General features: G+C 40.8%; 18 protein-coding genes. 9 read left to right on the top strand and 9 right to left on the bottom strand.

The window, feature by feature from the left end; all coding sequences use genetic code 11:
• Positions 1-8: 8 nt before the first annotated feature.
• A complete protein-coding gene (locus AACW45_RS08755) occupies positions 9-563 on the top strand; it encodes a hypothetical protein (RefSeq protein WP_190632626.1) in 555 nt (184 codons plus the stop codon).
• Between the two features lie 365 nt (positions 564-928).
• Here the strand turns inward: AACW45_RS08755 and AACW45_RS08760 are convergent, their stop codons facing one another.
• The 4 genes from AACW45_RS08760 to AACW45_RS08775 all read right to left on the bottom strand — a co-directional run bounded on the left by AACW45_RS08760 (position 929) and on the right by AACW45_RS08775 (position 5,417).
• Complete coding sequence (locus tag AACW45_RS08760) at positions 929-1,636, bottom strand: diacylglycerol/polyprenol kinase family protein (protein WP_190632627.1); 708 nt, start codon at positions 1,634-1,636, stop codon at positions 929-931.
• Between the two features lie 40 nt (positions 1,637-1,676).
• Positions 1,677-3,473 carry a DUF3685 domain-containing protein gene (locus tag AACW45_RS08765; RefSeq protein WP_190632628.1) on the bottom strand — a complete coding sequence of 599 codons (1,797 nt, stop codon included), beginning with the start codon at positions 3,471-3,473 and terminating at the stop codon, positions 1,677-1,679.
• A gap of 480 nt (positions 3,474-3,953) precedes the next feature.
• A complete protein-coding gene (locus AACW45_RS08770; protein WP_096647728.1) occupies positions 3,954-4,400 on the bottom strand; it encodes a Fur family transcriptional regulator in 447 nt (148 codons plus the stop codon).
• Positions 4,401-5,261: 861 nt separating this feature from the next.
• On the bottom strand, positions 5,262-5,417 hold the full coding sequence (locus tag AACW45_RS08775; RefSeq protein WP_190538661.1) for a hypothetical protein: 156 nt from the start codon (positions 5,415-5,417) through the stop codon (positions 5,262-5,264).
• A 600-nt stretch (positions 5,418-6,017) separates the two neighbouring features.
• Here AACW45_RS08775 and AACW45_RS08780 point away from each other — a divergent pair.
• Both AACW45_RS08780 and AACW45_RS08785 read left to right on the top strand, forming a co-directional pair.
• Positions 6,018-7,214: an RNA-guided endonuclease InsQ/TnpB family protein gene (locus tag AACW45_RS08780; RefSeq protein WP_190632629.1), complete on the top strand. Its 1,197-nt coding sequence runs from the start codon at positions 6,018-6,020 to the stop codon at positions 7,212-7,214.
• Between the two features lie 146 nt (positions 7,215-7,360).
• Positions 7,361-7,834, top strand: coding sequence for a CRR6 family NdhI maturation factor (locus AACW45_RS08785; protein ID WP_190538760.1), 474 nt, complete (start codon positions 7,361-7,363; stop codon positions 7,832-7,834).
• A 375-nt stretch (positions 7,835-8,209) separates the two neighbouring features.
• Here AACW45_RS08785 and AACW45_RS08790 read toward each other — a convergent pair whose 3' ends face one another.
• Positions 8,210-8,971 (bottom strand): hypothetical protein, encoded by a 762-nt coding sequence (locus AACW45_RS08790; RefSeq protein ID WP_190632630.1) that lies wholly within the window; start codon positions 8,969-8,971, stop codon positions 8,210-8,212.
• Positions 8,972-9,523: 552 nt separating this feature from the next.
• A complete protein-coding gene (locus AACW45_RS08795; protein ID WP_190632631.1) occupies positions 9,524-10,465 on the bottom strand; it encodes a glycosyltransferase family 9 protein in 942 nt (313 codons plus the stop codon).
• Between the two features lie 69 nt (positions 10,466-10,534).
• On the opposite strand from AACW45_RS08795, the gene ispD reads away from it, so the two are divergent.
• From ispD to AACW45_RS08810, 3 genes are all read left to right on the top strand, one after another.
• Positions 10,535-11,215: a 2-C-methyl-D-erythritol 4-phosphate cytidylyltransferase gene (ispD, locus tag AACW45_RS08800; protein WP_190632632.1), complete on the top strand. Its 681-nt coding sequence runs from the start codon at positions 10,535-10,537 to the stop codon at positions 11,213-11,215.
• A 280-nt stretch (positions 11,216-11,495) separates the two neighbouring features.
• The gene (gene scpB, locus AACW45_RS08805; RefSeq protein ID WP_096644048.1) at positions 11,496-12,038 is read left to right on the top strand and encodes an SMC-Scp complex subunit ScpB; all 543 of its coding nucleotides are present in this window, start codon (positions 11,496-11,498) and stop codon (positions 12,036-12,038) included.
• Between the two features lie 399 nt (positions 12,039-12,437).
• Positions 12,438-12,782, top strand: coding sequence for a DUF760 domain-containing protein (locus AACW45_RS08810; protein WP_190632633.1), 345 nt, complete (start codon positions 12,438-12,440; stop codon positions 12,780-12,782).
• A gap of 99 nt (positions 12,783-12,881) precedes the next feature.
• Here AACW45_RS08810 and AACW45_RS08815 read toward each other — a convergent pair whose 3' ends face one another.
• A complete protein-coding gene (locus AACW45_RS08815; protein WP_190632634.1) occupies positions 12,882-14,090 on the bottom strand; it encodes an HhoA/HhoB/HtrA family serine endopeptidase in 1,209 nt (402 codons plus the stop codon).
• Between the two features lie 252 nt (positions 14,091-14,342).
• Here AACW45_RS08815 and AACW45_RS08820 point away from each other — a divergent pair, with 252 nt between their 5' ends.
• Positions 14,343-15,221: a LysM peptidoglycan-binding domain-containing M23 family metallopeptidase gene (locus AACW45_RS08820; RefSeq protein WP_190632645.1), complete on the top strand. Its 879-nt coding sequence runs from the start codon at positions 14,343-14,345 to the stop codon at positions 15,219-15,221.
• A 390-nt stretch (positions 15,222-15,611) separates the two neighbouring features.
• Here AACW45_RS08820 and AACW45_RS08825 read toward each other — a convergent pair whose 3' ends face one another.
• Positions 15,612-16,652: an isochorismatase gene (locus AACW45_RS08825; protein WP_190632635.1), complete on the bottom strand. Its 1,041-nt coding sequence runs from the start codon at positions 16,650-16,652 to the stop codon at positions 15,612-15,614.
• A 351-nt stretch (positions 16,653-17,003) separates the two neighbouring features.
• Between AACW45_RS08825 and ispG the strand changes: the two genes are divergently transcribed.
• Together ispG and ctpC are read left to right on the top strand one after the other, a co-directional pair.
• On the top strand, positions 17,004-18,230 hold the full coding sequence (gene ispG / locus AACW45_RS08830; RefSeq protein ID WP_190632636.1) for a (E)-4-hydroxy-3-methylbut-2-enyl-diphosphate synthase: 1,227 nt from the start codon (positions 17,004-17,006) through the stop codon (positions 18,228-18,230).
• Between the two features lie 146 nt (positions 18,231-18,376).
• Positions 18,377-19,660 carry a carboxyl-terminal processing protease CtpC gene (gene ctpC / locus AACW45_RS08835; RefSeq protein WP_190632637.1) on the top strand — a complete coding sequence of 428 codons (1,284 nt, stop codon included), beginning with the start codon at positions 18,377-18,379 and terminating at the stop codon, positions 19,658-19,660.
• 19 nt (positions 19,661-19,679) lie between these two features.
• Here the strand turns inward: ctpC and AACW45_RS08840 are convergent, their stop codons facing one another.
• Positions 19,680-19,871 carry a DDE transposase family protein gene (locus AACW45_RS08840; RefSeq protein WP_190538672.1) on the bottom strand — a complete coding sequence of 64 codons (192 nt, stop codon included), beginning with the start codon at positions 19,869-19,871 and terminating at the stop codon, positions 19,680-19,682.
• Positions 19,872-20,064 lie beyond the last annotated feature (193 nt).

Raw genomic sequence — 20,064 nt, forward strand, 5'->3', positions numbered from 1 at the left:
AAAAATTTATGAATCAGCAACCGCAAAATAAAAATTCTGAGCTAGGTAAATTAATTACAACTCAAGAAGCTGTAAATTTACTTTTTGGTGAAGGATGGTTGAATGAGGCTGTTTGGATTGAAGATGAAGGAAACTCTACTATTAGCGCTGGTTTAGATTGGTTGAATAGATTACCACCTGTAATCCTCAATCTATCTTTATTTGAGCGCTTATCAACCCTGCGTATATCACTCAACCGTGAAATCAAACTGATAGTTGAAACCTGGAATTTAGGCGTAGCTACAAAAGCCGCAACCGAAACTGCAATGATGCGCATTAAACAGCATTTGCTATCTCCTTCGCCTGAACTCATCCCTTATTTAGAAGCTACTTTATTGCAAGATGATTTATACGGTGAAGAGTTTATTTCTAACCGAGAAGTTCTCAAATTTTTAGTTGCTGTTTTGCTGACTGATGCAGATAAAGAAGAAATTGCAAATCAGGCTGCTAATTCAATACACACACAGGTTATATCTCAGGTAAATTTCCTCGAAAAACCTTCTACAGGAATTACCCAAAGCTAATACCAATTTAAAATAAAGAATGCGACAGATACGTAGGTTGGGTTGAACGAAGTGAAACCCAACAAAGCGCCGAAAATGTTGGGTTTCGTCCCTCAACCCAACCTACGCCAAATCAGTTTTTTGACACTAACTGAACCGTATTGAGGTATAGTTTTCAAGGCTTATAGGTAGATTTTTCAATGATATTTTAGCGATCACACTCAATCAAGGGTCAATAAGAAAACAAAACTGATAGTTTGTAAATTTCACAAATGATTTAGGATTGCTATATAGTACAGCCTGCCTTTGCAGGCTTTGTTTGTATAGCCCCACCCTTGAGGGTGAGGGCGTTAATGTACAGCATCACATAGAATTGCTATTACGCATTACGAATTATTAATTACAATCCATATTACGCCTGCTGTAACTAAAGGAACACTTAAGTTATCTGTACCATGCGGTGAAACTCCTTCAGCTAATGTAGCTAAAGTACCGCTAACCAACGCCGCCAATACTGCTTTATCAACGCCATAAGCTACTGCTAAAGGACTGAGTGAGGAACCTGGGAGTAAGATTAATACCAAAAAAATTGCTGTTGTACTGACGAGGAACATTGTTAATGAACCCTCCCAAGAACGAACCGAATTTAGGATTTGGTATTTATGTTTACCGAAACGTCTCCCAATTAATGCGGCTAGTGCATCGCCCCAAGTCATCGCCATCACTCCAGCTACAGCAATCGGGACATAATCTACAGGGCCATTAGGTCGCCAAAGTAGTGCAAAGAGCAATGTTACAGAAAGTGCAAAATATACCGTACCTGGTGAACTATCATCAGTATCCATAGCCCGGATAATGCGATAACGGTAAAGTAAGTAATTGACAGCGATAAAGCTAGCAAAGGGTACAATTCCGATTTCCCAGCGATTAAACAAAAAAAGCACGCCAAATACCCACATTCCTGCACCAATATGGATAATTTTACGAGTGAGATTTGGCGGAACATGCAACAATCTACCTAATGCTTCACCAAATAACAGTAGTGCGATCGCATAACTGTAAGATGCTGTTAATCCTATAAAATCGTTACCCATGTAGCTATCTCCCTCTGCTGCTTGTGCTAACTAATCGCTTTCATCCCCTATTACCTTTATCGCTTTTACGTTTAAAGCTTTTTTCTGTTAACGAAACACTCCCAATTCCTTGGAGAATTCCCCTACCAATTAAACCTAAACCTCGCCCAATAATTTGCGTGAGAATAAAGACAATCCCACTACCAAAAACCGCTAATAAAGATTGTAGCTGAGGTGCGATCGCATCCCGAAATTCTAATACTAAAGTTACCGCCAATGGTACATTTGCTAATTCCGCTAATTCTTGTCCGCGAGGTGCGTAAATTGAAGTTTTTGCAATTCCCCGTGGTGCAAAGACAAATATCTCATAACGGCTTTCAAAAATCGCTCTTGGCTCATTTATATAATTATTCAATCTATATTTCCACGATAAATTGTTTCTAAATTTTTCAATTTCTCGCGTAGAAATCAATTTGCGATCATAATATTCTTGCTTAACTACTTCTAAATCTGCTAAAGAATTGAGTAGTGGCTGTACTACTCCATTAGCTACCTGAATTAACAAGTTTTCTAAAATAATTAATGCTTGTGATTGGGCTTCTGGGCTAGCTGCCGAGTAAAAATTATTATCAATTTGCAAATCAATTTGGAATAGCAAATGCGCAAATAACTCTACTACCAAAGGAATTTTATGCAGAATTTCTTTTTGAACAATTTCAATATTTTGTAGTAAAAAATTAACAACTTCCAAAGAGCGATCGCCTATTTGCACTCGCTTAAATTTACCGAAAAAATCTGTCAAGCTCACCTGCCACAAATCACCTAATATTGTTCCCTTTAAATCACTTAATTTATCTGGGGAAATTTGCGCTACTCTTAAATCATCTAATTGTTGCGCTAGCTTTTGCAAAATTAGATAAAGTAGTTCTCGCTTTTTATCTTCCCGTAATATATCTATTTCTAAAGGAATCTCTGTGACATTTACTAAAGGCAATTGCAATTTATTAATACAAGCTGCAAATAAATTAGATTGCAATGCTCTAGGACTCAGCAAAGGTGGTGAATTTTGCAAATCTTGTGAATCTGATAAAGTAGTTACACGAATTGCAGAATTAATTGCTGATGGTAATTGCACAGAAGCGGGAATAAATTGCTGTTGTTCCTGTTCCCTTTCTGCTTCTGAAGCTGACATCTGATTTAGTAACCAACGTGCTGCTAATAATTCTCGTCGCCTTCCTGCGAGAATTGCTTGTTCCATCAGGGGTAATCCCGGAACTTGCAGTTTTGCTGTTACCGAGCTAAGTGTGGTTTCAATATAACCAATTCCTGATAACCGTAATTTATTCCGCAGTCTAGCGAAAGGAATTGCTGATGGCTGATTGCTGATTGCTAAGTTGTGATTATTGATTGTTGAATCTTGAATTTCGATTTCTGCAAACCAAGCAGAACCACCTTGCGCAACTTCTTGCATAATCGCCACCAATTCTGCAATAGGAGTACCTTTAGGACAGTAACCATCCACACCAGTAGCCTTTGCTGCTAACAGTAAACCTGGTTCTGTAACAGAACTTAAAAGTAATATAGGCAAATGAGGATATAAAGCTTTGAGTTGTCCGCACAGTTGTAAACCAGCTTGTGGCTGCTTGGGTGAACGGTGATTAGCTAATTCTAAGACTACTAAATTTACTTGGTTGGGGTCTTGTTTGGCTAATTCTGCTAAAATTTGTAAAGCAGCAGTATCCGTTTCTACCTCTGCTACTATGAGCAAATTGGGAATTTCTACCAATGCTACCCTTAGCCCTAAACGAAAAATCGGGTCTTGGTCAACTAATAATAATCTCAAAGGGCGATCGCTCATAGTTTACTTTAAAACAGAAACCTGTTCCCCAGCTAGAAAACAACCTTGATACTCCCCATTGTCACCGAATTTGTGATTTTAAATTTTCGCTGTTCAATTGGAAATTCAAAACCAAGAATTGAAAAGTCTTGATTCACCTTTATATATCGAATTCAAGGATCAATCTTAAACCTAAAATCGGCTCAGAAAAAATAAATGACGCTGAGTCCGTAAATTTTATTTACGAACACAAGCGTCTATCTAATTTTTATGGAATTTCCAAAAGGTACGATATTTAAAACATGGTCGTTAAATATAAAGAAGCAGCTTGTATAAGCAGGTTTTGCGAATTTTAGAGGTAATCCTTTAGAGAAACGCTGCGCGAGAAATATTTCTCAGCTTGTAGATGTTGACAGATGCAAACTAGCGTTGTGCGATCTTCAAGCGCTTGAGCAATACAGCATCTAAAATTGAAGATACTATTTACCTGAATCCAGCTAATCAACTTGCTTGTGAATTGCGATAACCATAAAAATTAATGCTGTAATCAGTAATCTTTACTCCCGTTTGCTGTTCAACTTGACGAATAAATTCTTCTGGTAGTTCTATATGAACATCCAAAATTTGATTCGTATCCACACAGTTAACATGGCTATGAGAATCACTAATATTACCGTATAAACGCCCGTCACAACGTTCAATACATTCGATGATACCTTGACTAGATAAAGCTTCTAGGTTTTGGTAAACAGAAGTATGACCGATATCTTTACCTTGCTGGTTCAGGCGATCGTAAATTTCTCTAGCAGAAAGATGCTCGTTAGCTTGCCAAAGTAATTCTAGAATAAAGCGACGCTGGCGGCTCACACGCATTCCTAACAACTGACACTGCTCAAGAGCATCTTCTAAAGAACGAATTGGTTTTGTAGTTACTGCTTGTTTTGGCATATTTTTAAGTTTGTTAACAGTTGGGGTAGTTTTCCCCATTTAAGGTAAATTGATTATTCTTACTTATATGCGAAGACGTTACTACTTTTTACCTTGAGTGTGTAGTTGCTGTTAATCGCTGGGGAAATTACAAGTCAAGCTAAAGATTGTTTATTTGTTGAGGTCGTTTTACTCTTACTAATCTAAAACAAACTCATTACAACTTTAGCTTAAATTGGTTGGTAATGTCCACCAAAGGCCTGATGTGTCACTTGTGGGGAGTAAATACTCTAGAGTTGGGCTAGGGGAGAAAGATATTCTCATGATTCGCTGACATAAAACAGAGAGAGTAGAGGAAACATCCGATACCCGTACAAGGCTGGCTTTGCACGAGAAATAATACAAGTGTCACAAAAAATCAAAAATAATTTCGCTTCAGCCGATTTAGCGGTATTGCTTTGAGCGTTAAAGTAATATCCTTTTTGCTGGATTATTCTCTAACCTGAATATTAGGGACTTACAAACAATAAATTACCCATATTCCTTAGTGCGAGCAGCGTTCGACTGAGCGCTCATGCCGAAGTCTTGCTCGCTGTTGTTCTAAAGCGAGCGAGACGCTCGCACTACAAATTGATTGGGTATTTAAAAAATTGCATGTCCCTTAGTCTAATAAGATCAGACAATTGTTTTAGTTACAAAAATAACATTGTGTTAAATATAAATACGGCGATTATTATTAGCGAGTTATTTTAGATACTTATGATAAAATTAAACTTCACCGTACAAGAGTTGACTATCTAGAATTTCTTAAACATTGACTATTGACCATTGGCGATGAAGTATGTAATTGCATTAAACCTTTTAAGATTAGGTTCCTAAAACTCAAATTGCATGATAATCTCTTTGAAACAAGATAATTACTCTGAGTAAAGAAAATAATCTTTTCGGCATAGCATCACCAACCGAAAATCGTAATGTAATTAACACGGAAACCATTGGGAAAATCAGCAAAATTTCCGCATATTCACGTATTAACATAACTTCCGCATATTTACATAATGTCTAACAGGTAAATACAGAAAGCAGGAGATTTAACTTATGAGTATGAGTTAGCTGCGCTTTCAGTATTTACTGTGTAATTTTTATGGAGTAATAACTATATCAAAAAAATTACAACGGACAGATGTATGCAAAGCGCAAAGTTTATACCTTTGAAGTATGAATAATGAAAGCGCAATTGTTAATGGCATACTCTACGGGTGAATACATTGCAAAGGTAACAAGATGTGATTCTTAGCTGTAGACTACCTATCTTTTCAACAGGAGGTTTGCCTAGAGGTGAAATGAATGCCAGTAACTCTTAAGCGAAGAATATTTCTTTAAATTTCGGCAAATAGACAAAGACGTTACAGGGCGCGATATTTATCGCGTCTTTAATTTTATCTAATTTGCCGAGAAGACCCCAAGTTCCACTTCGTTGCACTTGGGGATGAAAGGCATCTTATAGCGAGACATCCCTTGAATGATTTCTTGCTTTGCAAGAACAATGAGGGGGATAGTTGAGCGTTTAAAAATTTTAGGAATTGTGCTGCTCCCTAAAATACTATACAATCTTTTCGGGTCGAAAAGGTAAAAACGATGATTGTTTTTGAGTTCAAAGCTAAAGGCACTTTGCGACAATATCAACAGATAGATGAAGCGTTGCGGATTACTAAATTCATCCGTAATAAGTGCCTGCGATTTTGGATGGACAATTCAAATGTTAAACCTTACGATTTAAATAAATACACTGCCGTTATCGCCAACGAGTTTGACTTTGCTGATAAACTAAATTCTTCAGCAAGACAAGCGGCAGCAGAAAGAACAGCTTTTGCAATCAAGAGATTTTTTGATAATTGCAAAGCTAAGATTCCAGGTAAAAAGGGATATCCAAGATTCCAGAAAAACAATCGCTCAGTTGAATATAAGTTGAGTGGATGGAAACTTTCAGACGACCGCAAGCGCATTAAATTCACAGATAAATGCAATATTGGTCAGTTAAAGTTAATCGGAACTTGGGACTTGCATTTTTACCAAGTTAAACAAATCAAGCGAGTCAGAATAGTTAAGCGTTGTGATGGCTACTATGTTCAATTCTGTGTAGATGCAGAACGCAATGTTGATAGTCAGCCAACTGGTAAAACTATAGGTTTGGATGTTGGGTTGAATTATTTCTATACTGACTCCCTTGGTAATACAGTAGAAAACCCTAGATATTTACGCTCATACGAGAAGGCTTTAAAGCGACTTCAAAAACAAGTTGGACGTAAAAAGAAAGGGTCTAGTAATCGCAAGAAAGCTATCAACCGTCTTGGTAGAAAGCATTTGAAAGTTTCGCGCCAGCGTAAAGATAATGCTGTTAAGCAAGCATTATACGTGGTGAGGTCTAACGACTTTGTGGCTTATGAAAAACTGCAAGTGAAAAATATGGTTAAAAATAGCAAGCTTGCGAAATCAATTAGTGATGTTTCATGGTCATTGTTCATCCAATGGCTAGAATATTTTGGCAAAATATATGGTCGAGTTGTTGTACCTGTTGACCCAAAATTCACCAGTCAAAACTGCTCATCATGTGGTGAAGTTGTAAAAAAATCCCTATCAGTTCGCACCCATGTTTGTAAGTGTGGTTGCGTATTGGATCGGGATTTGAACGCTAGCATCAACATCTTGAAGAAGGCACTGAAACAAACTAATTACAACTTAAGTACGGTGGGGCGCACCGAAACTCTTAACGCTTGTGGAGAGATGACCCTCTACCCAGATTTGGGAACAAATTTAGGCAAGGTTGCTCACTGAAACAAGAATCCCCGTATGTAGCGAAGCGAAATGCGGGGAGCGTCAACCATGAAAATGGCAGAGTGAAGCTAGCATCGCTACCTAAAAGCTGCTACTGTGGATTGTCGAGCCTACAGTTGAGTATAAAAAAAGTAGCTGCTGAGTCAATGACAATCACGATCGCAATCAACACTGATTCCATTAACCGTCTGGATCTGTCGCCCGCCGCAACGCTGATTGAACAATTATTGCAAGAAGGCGCGATCGCATCCCAAGAACAGCAACTGCGCTTTGATATTAAATACGATTTAGAGCCAGGAGATCCCAGAGAAATCTCCGAGATTCCGGAGGTGCGGCTGTGGTTTGTCCGTTTAGATGCTAAATATCCCTGGTTACCATTTTTATTAGACTGGAAAGCAGGCGAGTTTGCCCGTTATACCGCTATGCTTGTACCACACCAATTTAGTGCTAAAGAAGGAATTCAGTATAATCCTGAAGCCTTAGAAATATTTTTGATGCACAAAATTTTTGTTTTAAGTGATTGGCTAAAACAGCAAAATCTTCCCGTCCAATCACGGCTGAAATCTCTGGCACAAATGCTAGGTTACGAATTAGATGACGCTTTCTTTGAAGCTTTTTAAAGCTAGTAGATTGCAAGTTAGGTATAGATAATTGTAGGGGCAAGGCACTGCCCATTGGTGTCAACTTAAGTATTTCTGGCTTACCCAACAGATCGCCCACAGGCTGTAAGCCTGGGGCTAACGTTACAAAGCCCACCTGCGTGGGCTAAGAAAATCTAGCCCACGCAGGTAAGCTCATGTTCAATTAGCCGCACCCTTGGAGGGTGACGGCAGTTTATTGGGTAAGTGAGGGGCTGGAGGTGAGGGCGAAACCTCTTTGCCAAGTGGGTTTCACGTTAAGTTGACACCAATGGGCACTGCCTTACCCCGAACCATTTACCTGAAATATGCTGTAATTTTGACTATGGACTATTGACTATTGACCATTGACCATATTTAATTAATCCGACATATCAAACTTAATGCCGTATTAAATGCAAATTCCACTGCTTTAGATTTGCTAGGTAAGGCAGCTTGCCAGATCCGATAATCGTTATAGGCAATAATTAAATTAGCAATATCATAAGTTTGAATCTTATTTAATACTTCATATTGAGCAGATTCAAAATCTTTGAGAGTACCCTTTTTAGCAAGAATTTCTTGTGCTGCTTGAATGAATCCATCTAGACTCGCCTGTCTATATTCTTTACCGATATTTTCTGTAAATAAGGATGAGGATTTGAAGGCTTTGACTTCTTCTAGCAGCAACTTGGCAATTTCTTTGCCTAATTCATTATTCCAATCATCAGGCAGTTGAATATCTAAATACTCAGATTCATTATCTTGATATTTGAGATATTCGTTAATATCTAGGGTAACTTGAGTGAGTTTTTCACCAGCTAATAGTTGCTGTAAAGGATTAATGCTGGTATTAATCGCAGGTTCGCGGTATATTTTCTCTTCACCTGCTTGACATTCAAACACAAGATATGTCCAAATACCTGACTCACTAGTTTTGTCTGTTTGTGCTTGATAAAAAGTTATAGTTCCCTCTGCTTCTAATTCGTAATAAGCATTGTGAACGTCAGCAAATTTGCAGCCATGCAAGTGTTGAAAGTTAAGAATTCTTTGAAAAATTCCAGTTATATGATATAGCTGACTTTCAATCTGAATGTAACGCTTAGGACTGCTAAGAAAGCCATGCAATCGAATCGCCATCTATTTTTCCTTTTGATAGATCAAAATTCACCGTACATGCACCTATCTAAAGACCATAGGGTGACTATTAAAGAGTAATTTGGGGCGTTAGATTCACTTATATGCTGAACAAATTCGGTGCTTGAGTAAACATGCGATCGCCCAAAAGCCAATTAACCTCAATGATCAAGACTGAGGTTGTTAGTCTTTAGTTTTAACGTCAATAGAGGATTGGAGGAATCCAATTTGTATATTTCCCAAAAATTTGGCGAAGCTAACGGTATTTGAGAAAATACATAAAAATAAATTTATCTTGGCTCAAAAGCTAGTCTAGTCAGGATTGACATCAATTTTAGATTTTATGTATATGTTCAGGGTTAATACATAAATTTAAATCCGCTACAATGTAGCGGATTTAATAATATCAACAGATCAGTTGTTGGGTGACAAACAGTAGCGAGTAACGATCCCCCGAAATTCATTTAAGAAATTAAGTCCACTGCCAATTTGACAAATATGACAAAAGCTAAGAATAAATGTCTTTTGTCTTTGGTTCTGGGCTTAAATGCGGATTTAGCCACCTAAAACTTTCTCTAAAATTACTTTAGGTGGAATATCTGCTAATTTGCCTGTCGCAGATTTGATCCCCAAAAATTTCTCGCTCTGAGGTAATAGCTGTGCTGGCTCAGTATCGCCAAACAAAGCAATGGTATAAGTTTGCACAGCAACGCTGAGTTGCAGGGCGATGCTGTCAGTAGTCAGCAGCAAACTTGCACCCCCAACGATCGCGGCCAGCTTACCAATATTTCCTGGGGCTGTCACTTTGAGATGATGACAAGATTCCAAAAGCGATCGCACAATCGGCTCATCTTCAACTGTTTGCACGAGAACTATCGGCAAATCTGGCTGCTTTTGTTGAAATTCTTGAATAATTTGCTGCCAGCTACTTGCCGGATAGATTGGCGACAATTGGCTAGAACCAGGATGAATCAACACATAACCGGTTTCATTGACTCCCAGGCGCAGTTGTTCTTTTTGTGCCCACTCAATATCTGGTTTCGGCACATTCACAGCTAATTCTGGACAAGAGGACTGAATGCCAAAGCCTTGCAGCAAGTTATGGTAAAGTGCTGGCAAATATTGAGCAGGGTTGAAAGGTAGAGTTTTGGTGAGAAAAGCTGCTCCTTTACCTTGATAGCCAATTCTGGTGGGAATTCCCGTTAACCAAAGTAAAAGACCAACTAACCAGCTTCTACCGATAGTAATGGCGACATCGTACTCGCGATCGCGAATTATGCCCACCAAGTTACTCCAATCTGCCAAACTGTTACGATCTCTGAAATCAAAGGAAAGTACCTCGTTAACTGACTTGCTAACCCGGTAGGCAGCCTTTGACCGGGGTTCCACTACGACATCGATCTGCGCATTGGGATAAGAACGCTTCAGATCGTCTAAAGTCGGAAACAAAAGAATTTGCTCGCCAATTCCGCCAGGTACAAGGGCTACTACTCGCATAATATTTATTGACGCTTACTCGCTCCCTATTTTAGGGGAAAATATATAGCCAAAAGATTGAAGAATTCTGTGTATTTACTAATTCCAGCTGCAGGCATCGGACGAAGAATGGGGAGCGATCGCAATAAACTCCTACTCAAAGTGCGATCGCAACCACTAATTACTTGGACTCTCAAAGCCGCCGAAGCGGCAACTAGCATCACTTGGATTGGCATTATCTCCCAACCTGATGATTGGGATGATTTTCGGGAAATTGTCGCTGATTTAAAGCTGACTAAACCCGTGGAATTTATTCAAGGAGGCTCTACCAGGCAAGAGTCGGTTTACAATGGCTTGCAGACGCTACCAGCCGCCGCAGAGCAAGTTTTAATTCACGATGGCGCGAGATGTCTAGCCACGCCAGATTTACTTAACGCCTGTGCTGAAGCTATTCGCCATTGTCCGGGCTTAATTGCCGCTATCCCCGTCAAAGACACTATCAAAGTTGTGGATGAACGTGGCATAATCCAAAGTACCCCCGACCGCAGCCAATTATGGGCAGCACAAACTCCGCAAGGATTTGATGTGAAGTTATTAAAAGAATGCCATGCCAAAGGCGTGCAAGAAGGTTGGGAAGTAACTGACGATGCAGCTTTATTTGAAAAGTGTGGTATCGAAGTGCGCATAGTCCCAGGTGAGGAGACTAATTTGAAAGTGACCACTCCCCAAGATTTAGCGATCGCGGAGTTTATTCTCAAAAGCAGGGAATAGGGGCTAGGGAAGGGAGACAAGGGAGACAAGGAAGACAAGGAATTTTAGATTTTGCGAAAAGTCGGAGCGCCGGCTTCCGGCGATCTGAACTTTTCAAGACAGATTTGCGATTTTAGATTGGAATCCAAAATCTAAAATCCAAAATCTAAAATTGTTTCAATGCCCCATGCCCCTTGTCAAAACATATTGTCAATGATATAATCCCTCAAACTTGTAACTCCTCTCTGGTCACTTGTCAGTTGCTATTGACTATTGACTATTGACTATTGACCCTGGACTAATGACTACAGCCACAGCGACGAAGATAGAAGCAATTCTCTATTTAAAGGGTAAGCCCTTGTCGCTCGGTGAAATAGCCGAGTATGCCGCGTGCGATCGCGCTACAGTTGAGGAAGGCATAATTGAACTGATGGACGAATATGCCCGCCGCGATAGCGCTTTAGAAGTCGTAGAGACAGCAAATGGTTATAGTTTGCAATTGCGGTCTGATTTTCACGATTTAGTACAAACTCTCATCCCTGTGGAATTGGGTTTAGGCGCATTGCGGACTTTAGCCGCGATCGCCCTCAATAGCCCCATACTGCAAACCGACTTGATTAACCTGCGCGGTTCAGGAGTATATCAACACGTTCCCGAACTAGTGGAACTTGGTTTTGTCAAAAAACGCCGAGACAGCGATTCTCGGTCTTATTCGTTACAAGTAACGCCGAAATTTCATCAGTATTTTCAAATCGAGCAACTGCCTCAAATATTAGCCACAAATCAAAAAGAACAACAATTAGAGCTAAATTTAGAACTGGAAGCCGAGGCAGTAGCAGAATAAGTTGTGTGGTTGTGAGGTATATTTTTGACATGGGCATGAGGCATTGGGCATCGAAACAATTTTGGATTTTGGATTTTAGATTTTAGATTGGAATCCATGCATCGCAAATCTGTCTTGAAAAGTGACGCTCCTGCGTCGCTATAAGCGAAGCTATGCCGAAGGCTTTACGCTGCGCTAACAGATCGCCGGAAGCTGGCGCTCCGACTTTTCGCAAAATCTAAAATTCCTTGTCCTCCTTGTCCTCCTTGTCCTCCTTGTCCCCCTGCTCCCTGCTCCCTGCTCCTCTGCCCAATTCAGCCTACCCCAAGATAGAGCCAAGGGCTTATACCCGTGGGGAATGCACTACCCTTGTACTATGGTTTAGAGTAGAATCAGCAACTAAGCTACAAAACACTGCCAATGGAGTTTAATCCCGACTTTCTTAATGACAACTCTGAGGAACAAGCCAATCAGCTTCTAAACGACTACTTTGAGGAAAATCCCAATCAGCTGCTGAAATATCTACAGCATCAGTCGCCTGAAGTTTTAGCTCGCGTTGCCCAGTCCGTAAGCCCCGAAATTAAGCAAATTATTTCGCAAAACGTCCAAGGACTTGTGGGAATGCTACCCCCTGAAAATTTCAACGTGCAAATCACAACCGATCGGGAAAATCTAGCTGGGCTTTTAGCATCGGCAATGATGACAGGCTATTTCCTGCGCCAGATGGAACAGAGGATGCACTTAGATCATTTATCTAATCAATAGAGAAGAGTCAGTTGTTAGTTGTCAACAGTTAACTGTTAACTGTCAACATTCTGTCTCTGTTGCCCCCTCTGCTCCCGGTTGCCGAGCGGAGCCGAGGCACTACTTCTTATGAGGATAAGCCCCTGATTGCACTTTGAATGTTTGAGTTTTGCCGTTGCGGTTGACTTCGATTTCTAAGGTGTCGCCCACGGAACTTGACTCGACAAGCCTCTGCACTTGCGCTGAGGTTTTGACTGGCTTGCCGTTAATTTTTTGAATTACATCGCCAGGAAGTAGTCCGGCTTGTTTGGCGGGGGAATCATCCAGAGTACCTTTAATGACAACACCAGCATCTTGCTGGATATTAAGCTGATTTTCTTGATTAATCTGCTGCTTTTTCGTGGGAGTTAAATCAGTCATTTCCACTCCCAAAAACGGATGTTCCACACGCCCTTTGGTAAACAGTTCATTCGCAATCCGCGCAGCAGTTTCAATAGGGATAGCAAAGCCCAAACCTTGAGCATCAGCCCGAATTGCCGTATTCACACCAATCACCTCTCCTTGGGCGTTGAGCAAAGGCCCGCCAGAGTTACCAGGGTTGATTGCTGCGTCAGTTTGAATAAAGCTAACTCGCTTTTCAGGAACGCCAACTTGAGCGCTAGTGCGATCGGTAGCGCTGATAATGCCAATTGTCACAGTATTATCTAAACCCAAAGGATTGCCAATTGCGATCGCCCATTGACCGGGAATCAAGTTTTGCGAAGTCCCTAGTTTGACAGTAGGTAATTTACTCGCGGGAATTTTCACCACAGCTACATCTGTCACCGGATCGACACCCAAAACCTTACCCTCAAATGACCGTCCATCCTTGAGGGTAACTTGTACCGTGTCTGTATCAGCTACTACGTGAGCATTAGTTAATAACTCGCCGTTAGCACTTAAGATAAATCCTGAACCCGTACCGCGTTCAATTCGCTCTTCTGGCATTGGTTGCTCATCTTCGCCAAAAAATCGCCGCAATAGCGGATTTTTTAAAGCATCCGAAATTGGATTAGCTACTTTACGGGTGGCATTAATTCTTACCACCGCCGGGCCGACTTTTTGCACAGCCGTAGCGATAAAATTCACATTATCGCCCCCAGTTGCATCTATTGACCCTGTAACCGGACTAGGTGCTGCGGTTTCTGGCGGTAAAGCTGCGGTGACATTTCTTAATTCTTGAAAAGAGTACCTTTTGGGCAGGAAATAACGACTACCTAACAAACCTGCACCACCACCAATTAACAGTAAAGATATATATACGGCCAGCTGCTTTAAGGATAACTTCATAATAATTTCACTCACAGGACAGCAATGCAGTTGCTAATTTCTAAGTTTAGTCAAGCAAATAACAAGTGGATAGATCAACTTCACAGGAAATTAAAGAAAAAGTAGAGAGATATTAAGTAATTTTAATTTCTCTCAATCGCCTTGCACAAAATTTCTGGGGAACTACTAACTCCTAATCCACTTCTACTCCCCAGTACCTCATTTAAAATCTAATTTAGATTTTAAATATTGACCCTCTGTTTACTGGTAGACATGAATCGTCCCTACCGTCTAATGTTTATCTGTGGTTTAGTCAGCACTTTGGGGCTAGGATTTATCTTTTCGGGCGGACAAAGTGCTAAAGCTGGTGTAGAGAGTTGCCCAACTCCCGCCCTATCTCGGTTCCAGCGTCATATAGTTGCTCGTGGCGAAACCCTAGAGACTATAGCCCAGCGCTATAACCTCAGTCCGGCAACTATTATCAGTATGAATCCTAATGTGAAAAACAGCACTGTAACTGTTGGTAGTGAACTTCAGATTGCTCCCTACAATGGAATTGTGGTTGAAGTGCCTCAAGGTCAAACTTGGCGACAAGTAGCAGCCAAATATAAAGTGCGTGCTGATGCCATGTTTGAAATTAATGGCTGTCAAAAAGATCCCCGCATTGTCTTTGTTCCTGGGGTGAATGGTGCTTCAACTCGCGTTATCACTGCACCGCCGACAGCAAATCAGCCATCTAGCCAAATCAGTGGCTATCCTTTACCAGCCGCGACTACAGTAGCTTTACCCTATGGCTGGCAAGTTAATCCTAATTCCGGTGAAGTCTTTTTCCATAGTGGTGTAGACTTGTTTGCAGCTATCGGTACACCAGTACAAGCGATCGCCCCTGGAACCGTCGCCTTTGCCCGCGAACAAGCTAGTTATGGCAAATTAGTCATTATCAATCACGATGGCGGACTTCAAAGTCGCTACGCCCATCTTGATACTATTAAGGTAACTGCTGGTCAACAAGTTAAAAAAGGAGACTTGTTAGGAACCGTCGGGACAACTGGACAACCTGCTGCCAAACAACCTCACCTACATTTTGAAATGCGTTCTAGTTCATCTGTTGGTTGGGTAGCCCAAGATCCCAAAGGTTATTTAAAGAAATAAGTAGGGCGGTGCAATTAAAGACAACTGGCGAAGTTTGTCATTTGTCATTGGTAAGGGTTTCAAGCATGTTCATATTGCGGAGCATAGTTTGGTTTATTCCCGCCTACTGACCTAGAACTAATAGCAATTAGCAAAAATCAAACGATAGAACCATTATTTGTACTACCTTTCTTAACCTTAACCAGCTACCAGCAGATCTAGAACTTAAAAAACTCTGCGTACCTTTGTCTTGAAAAGTTCTGTTCGTCGAAGACGTTGGCGAAGCCATCGCCGGAAGCCGGCGCTCCGACTTTTCGCTGCGTTAACCTTAGCGTACCTTTGCGTTTCAGAAAATTATCTTTTGTGCAGCTTCCCAAATCAACAAATTAATAAATTAATATCAACTAATTCTTAATTCAAAATCAATTGCATCACATCAGTAGATTTGACAACATGCATCCCCGCAGCAGCAAACCTACTAAAAGCTGCATCAGCTTGTTCCGTATAGTCAACAACCCCCGGAACAACCACAGGCGAAGTACAATCTTCCAACAAATAAACTTTTTTTGCTAAATTCGCATCTATCTGTTGAATTTCTGTTAATAAATCGTCAATTGTCCAAGCAACACAATGACTTTTAGCTTGACCGCCAATAATCACAGCATCAAAGTTTAAAAGTTGCTGAATTAAGCGCGTATTCTTCTGTGCTAGAGGATTTTGGGCAAAATCTATTAAAACTTCTGGGCGTAAAACCGAATAGTTCTCAGTTAAAGGATTATCGCCCTTAATTTCAAATTGGGTTTGACTATGACGGGCAATACAATGAAAGAAAATTGCTGATTCTACCGCAGAAACTAAAGCATGACCAATACCGCCTAACATGGAATGATAAGGCCAAACAGTCAGAGGATATTTACCATCTTGACTTAGCTGTTTAACATAGTGATAGGCATGTTTTTCTAATAGTTGGTAATCGCCCTGAGTAATACTATTAGCAACTACAGGATTCACTTGCCAAATTCTTTTTTCGATATCAGATAGAGTAATATTTGTAGCGGCTGGTATTGGATGTTCGCCAGCTTGATTTATCCAAAAAATGGGATGGAAGATTTGCATCGCTGTGTGGGTATCCAAGGTTGGGGTAATGGTTGTAATTACCCCTAAATGACGATAAATAAATTCACACAAGCGCTGATTATCTTCTACTGCTCCCTTACCCGATTTACCACCAACAAATAACTCAAATTCAGGAATACAAAAAGTATTTTGGACATCAATTAACAGTAAACAAATCCGAGTTTTATCGCTAGAGCTTGGTTGAATATTATATTGTTGTGCCCATGCTTCCGCTTGAGCAGCAATTTCTTGGTAGGGTACACGCCAGACTGAACCCACTTGATCGGGGTGAAACTGTGGCGGAATTGGGAGTTGGCTATTGGTTTGAGTATTCATATTTGAATTGGGATGATAATTATATACTCCTGAATTACCGTAGTAATTAAAGCTGCGCCTTTATCTATTTCATAGACAAAGCTGATGCAAGTTGATTTCCTAAAATAATTGGCTTTGATGATAACATTAATAACTCAGTAACAGAGCGATCGCCAACTCATCACAAAGCTTGGTAAATCCTCTATTTTCCGTCGAGATCAAAACCGATAAATCTGCTTTATTTCTCACCCTGTCTCTGTTTCTTATTTTTTTCCTCCCACATTGACTAAAATCGCCCTAACTGTGGCAATCTGAAAAACAGAGAAATCGAAATTTGATATTTTCGCTACAGCAAATTTACCTAATGCGGTTATGCAAACTCTGCCCACAGTTACAACTGTAAACACCACATCTAGCGAACTCACCTTTGATACAACAATCAAGCGCCGTAAAACTCGTCCGGTAAAGGTGGGAAATGTCACCATTGGCGGTGGCTACCCTGTAGTAGTCCAGTCAATGATTAATGAAGATACCCTAGATATCGATGGATCTGTGGCAGCTATTCGTCGTCTGCACGAAATTGGCTGCGAAATTGTGCGTGTTACTGTGCCTAGTCTGGCTCATGCCAAAGCTTTAGCGGAAATTAAACAAAAACTCCTGCAAACCTATCAAGACGTACCCATCGTTGCTGATGTGCATCACAATGGGATGAAAATTGCTTTAGAAGTTGCTAAACACATCGAGAAAGTACGTATTAATCCCGGTTTGTATGTGTTTGAAAAACCAAATGCCAATAGAAGTGAATACACCAAAGCCGAATTTGATGAAATTGGCGAGAAAATCCGCGAAACCTTAGAGCCGTTAGTTGTCTCCTTAAGAGATCAAGGTAAAGCCATGCGCATCGGGGTAAATCATGGTTCTCTGGCTGAGAGAATGTTATTTACCTACGGCGATACCCCAGAGGGGATGGTGGAATCAGCTTTAGAATTCATTCGCATTTGTGAATCGCTAAATTTCCATAATTTAGTCATTTCCATGAAAGCTTCCCGCGTACCAGTCATGGTAGCCGCCTATCGTCTCATGGCCAAGCGCATGGATGAATTGGGTATGGAATATCCCCTACATTTAGGTGTCACCGAAGCTGGAGATGGGGAATATGGGCGAATTAAATCTACTGCTGGTATTGCTACCTTACTCGCTGATGGCATTGGCGACACAATCCGCGTCTCATTAACAGAAGCACCAGAAAAAGAAATTCCCGTTTGCTATAGCATTCTCCAAGCCTTGGGATTGCGCAAAACAATGGTGGAATATGTCGCTTGTCCTTCTTGCGGACGCACCTTGTTTAACCTGGAAGAAGTACTGCACAAAGTCAGAGAAGCAACTAAGCACTTAACTGGGCTAGATATAGCCGTTATGGGTTGTATTGTAAATGGCCCTGGGGAAATGGCAGATGCAGACTATGGCTATGTGGGTAAAACTCCCGGTTATATTTCTTTATATCGTGGTAGAGAAGAAATTAAAAAAGTCCCAGAAGACAAAGGTGTAGAGGAATTAATTAATCTCATCAAGTCTGACGGACGCTGGGTAGATCCTTAAGATTTTGCCAACGGCGACCATCAGGGTCGCCGGATTGTCAAGTATTTTGCTGTAATAAGAATACATGTTTCTGTGTCACAGTGATACCCTGTGTTACATTGAGCATACTGACTATACAAAATTTTTCCTCTGGCGCAGCTGTCATTATGGTGATTACAAAAAGTAGGCTGGTTTTGGGTGCTACTGCAGTGACGCTCTCAACTATTGCTATTACAAGCCTGGGCATTCACTCGCGAGGTCAGGCTTTAAATAACAGTCCCAAGGAATTGATAGATGAGGTTTGGCAAGTAGTTCAGCGCCACTACGTAGATGCTACTTTTAATCAAGTAGATTGGCAGGCTGTACGCAAAGAGTATTTAAATAAAAATTACACTAGTAAAAAGGAAGCCTATAAGTCCATCCGGGAAATGCTGAAGAAGCTGGAAGATCCCTACACCCGGTTTATGGACCCGGAAGAATTTAAAAATATGCAAGTTGATACCTCTGGAGAACTCACAGGTATCGGTATCACAATTAGTCAGGATGAAAAAACCAAACAGCTAGTTGTTATTGCCCCGATTGAGGATACTCCCGCATTTAAAGCCGGGATTTTAGCCAAAGATGAAATTCTCCAAATCGACGGTAAAAGCACCAAGGGGATGGATACTAACCAAGCTGTATCCCTCATTCGTGGCGAAGCTGGAACCAAGGTGAAACTGACTATTCGTCGTAGCGGAAAAACTAAACAGTTTGAAATCCAACGGGCACGGATTGAAATTCATCCCGTTAAATTCTCGGAAAAACAAACACCATCAGGAACTATTGGTTACATTCGCTTGAACCAATTTAGTGCTAATGCTGGCAAAGAAATGCAAAATGCCATCAAAAGTTTAGAAAAAAAACAAGTTGTTGGCTATATTTTGGATTTACGGGGTAATCCTGGTGGTTTACTATTCTCTAGCGTCGAAATTGCCCGCATGTGGCTAGATAAAGGGATTATTGTCTCGACTATTGACCGCCAAGGCGAGCAAGAACGGGAAGTAGCCAATGGACGCGCCTTAACAAATAAGCCGTTGGTCATTTTAGTTGATAAAGGTTCAGCTAGTGCCAGTGAAATTCTCTCTGGTGCTTTGCAAGATAACAAACGTGCTACTTTGGTAGGCACTCAAACCTTTGGTAAAGGCTTAGTACAATCAGTCCGCCCACTGGAAGATGGCTCCGGATTAGCGGTGACAATTGCTAAATATCATACTCCTAGCGGTAAAGATATTAACAAGCATGGCATTGATCCAGATGTCAAGGTAGAATTGAGCGATGCTCAAAGACAAGAGTTATGGCTCAACGAGCGGGATAAATTGGCAACAAAAGAAGATCCGCAATTTGCTAAAGCAGTGGAAGTTTTAGGTAAGCAAATTACGGCTCAAAGTACCACGACAACGGGCAAAAATTAAAAATTGTAAATTTTATACTTTATTGGGGTTGGCATTTACCAGCCCTAATTAATCCTACCCGACGCGCGATCGCTTCTCCTTGAGATGAAAAGGGGCCCCACTGTTCAATAATTTCTGGCTTATCTTCCCCACCATCTAAATTATCTACGATCTCGCAATGCCCAGCAGGTCGCTTGACAACATACCAAATTTCTTGCGTTGAATCAGTCATAGGCTTAATTAGTAATAGGGGCTAGGGACTAGAGGCTAGGGGCTAGGGGAGAGAAATTTTTATGTTTGGGTGTGAAATTTTCTCGTGATTAGCTAGCTTGAAAAATAGCTTAGGGCGGAGGTAGGCAGCAAGATATGTTGCTGTAGTTGGAAAAATTCGCTCTTCAGCAAGTAATTAACATCACTAGTAGTTG

The sequence above is a fragment of the Calothrix sp. FACHB-168 genome, from assembly GCF_963889195.1.
GTDB classification, from domain to species: Bacteria; Cyanobacteriota; Cyanobacteriia; order Cyanobacteriales; family Nostocaceae; genus Aulosira; species Aulosira anomala_A.

Coding starts and splice junctions, on each gene's coding strand:
- AACW45_RS08755 (WP_190632626.1), top strand. CDS start 9: ATGAATCAGCAACCGCAAAATAAAAATTCTGAGCTAGGTAAATTAATT.
- AACW45_RS08760 (WP_190632627.1), bottom strand. CDS start 1,636: ATGGGTAACGATTTTATAGGATTAACAGCATCTTACAGTTATGCGATC.
- AACW45_RS08765 (WP_190632628.1), bottom strand. CDS start 3,473: ATGAGCGATCGCCCTTTGAGATTATTATTAGTTGACCAAGACCCGATT.
- AACW45_RS08770 (WP_096647728.1), bottom strand. CDS start 4,400: ATGCCAAAACAAGCAGTAACTACAAAACCAATTCGTTCTTTAGAAGAT.
- AACW45_RS08775 (WP_190538661.1), bottom strand. CDS start 5,417: ATGTTAATACGTGAATATGCGGAAATTTTGCTGATTTTCCCAATGGTT.
- AACW45_RS08780 (WP_190632629.1), top strand. CDS start 6,018: ATGATTGTTTTTGAGTTCAAAGCTAAAGGCACTTTGCGACAATATCAA.
- AACW45_RS08785 (WP_190538760.1), top strand. CDS start 7,361: ATGACAATCACGATCGCAATCAACACTGATTCCATTAACCGTCTGGAT.
- AACW45_RS08790 (WP_190632630.1), bottom strand. CDS start 8,971: ATGGCGATTCGATTGCATGGCTTTCTTAGCAGTCCTAAGCGTTACATT.
- AACW45_RS08795 (WP_190632631.1), bottom strand. CDS start 10,465: ATGCGAGTAGTAGCCCTTGTACCTGGCGGAATTGGCGAGCAAATTCTT.
- scpB (WP_096644048.1), top strand. CDS start 11,496: ATGACTACAGCCACAGCGACGAAGATAGAAGCAATTCTCTATTTAAAG.
- AACW45_RS08810 (WP_190632633.1), top strand. CDS start 12,438: ATGGAGTTTAATCCCGACTTTCTTAATGACAACTCTGAGGAACAAGCC.
- AACW45_RS08815 (WP_190632634.1), bottom strand. CDS start 14,090: ATGAAGTTATCCTTAAAGCAGCTGGCCGTATATATATCTTTACTGTTA.
- AACW45_RS08820 (WP_190632645.1), top strand. CDS start 14,343: ATGAATCGTCCCTACCGTCTAATGTTTATCTGTGGTTTAGTCAGCACT.
- AACW45_RS08825 (WP_190632635.1), bottom strand. CDS start 16,652: ATGAATACTCAAACCAATAGCCAACTCCCAATTCCGCCACAGTTTCAC.
- ispG (WP_190632636.1), top strand. CDS start 17,004: ATGCAAACTCTGCCCACAGTTACAACTGTAAACACCACATCTAGCGAA.
- ctpC (WP_190632637.1), top strand. CDS start 18,377: ATGGTGATTACAAAAAGTAGGCTGGTTTTGGGTGCTACTGCAGTGACG.
- AACW45_RS08840 (WP_190538672.1), bottom strand. CDS start 19,871: ATGACTGATTCAACGCAAGAAATTTGGTATGTTGTCAAGCGACCTGCT.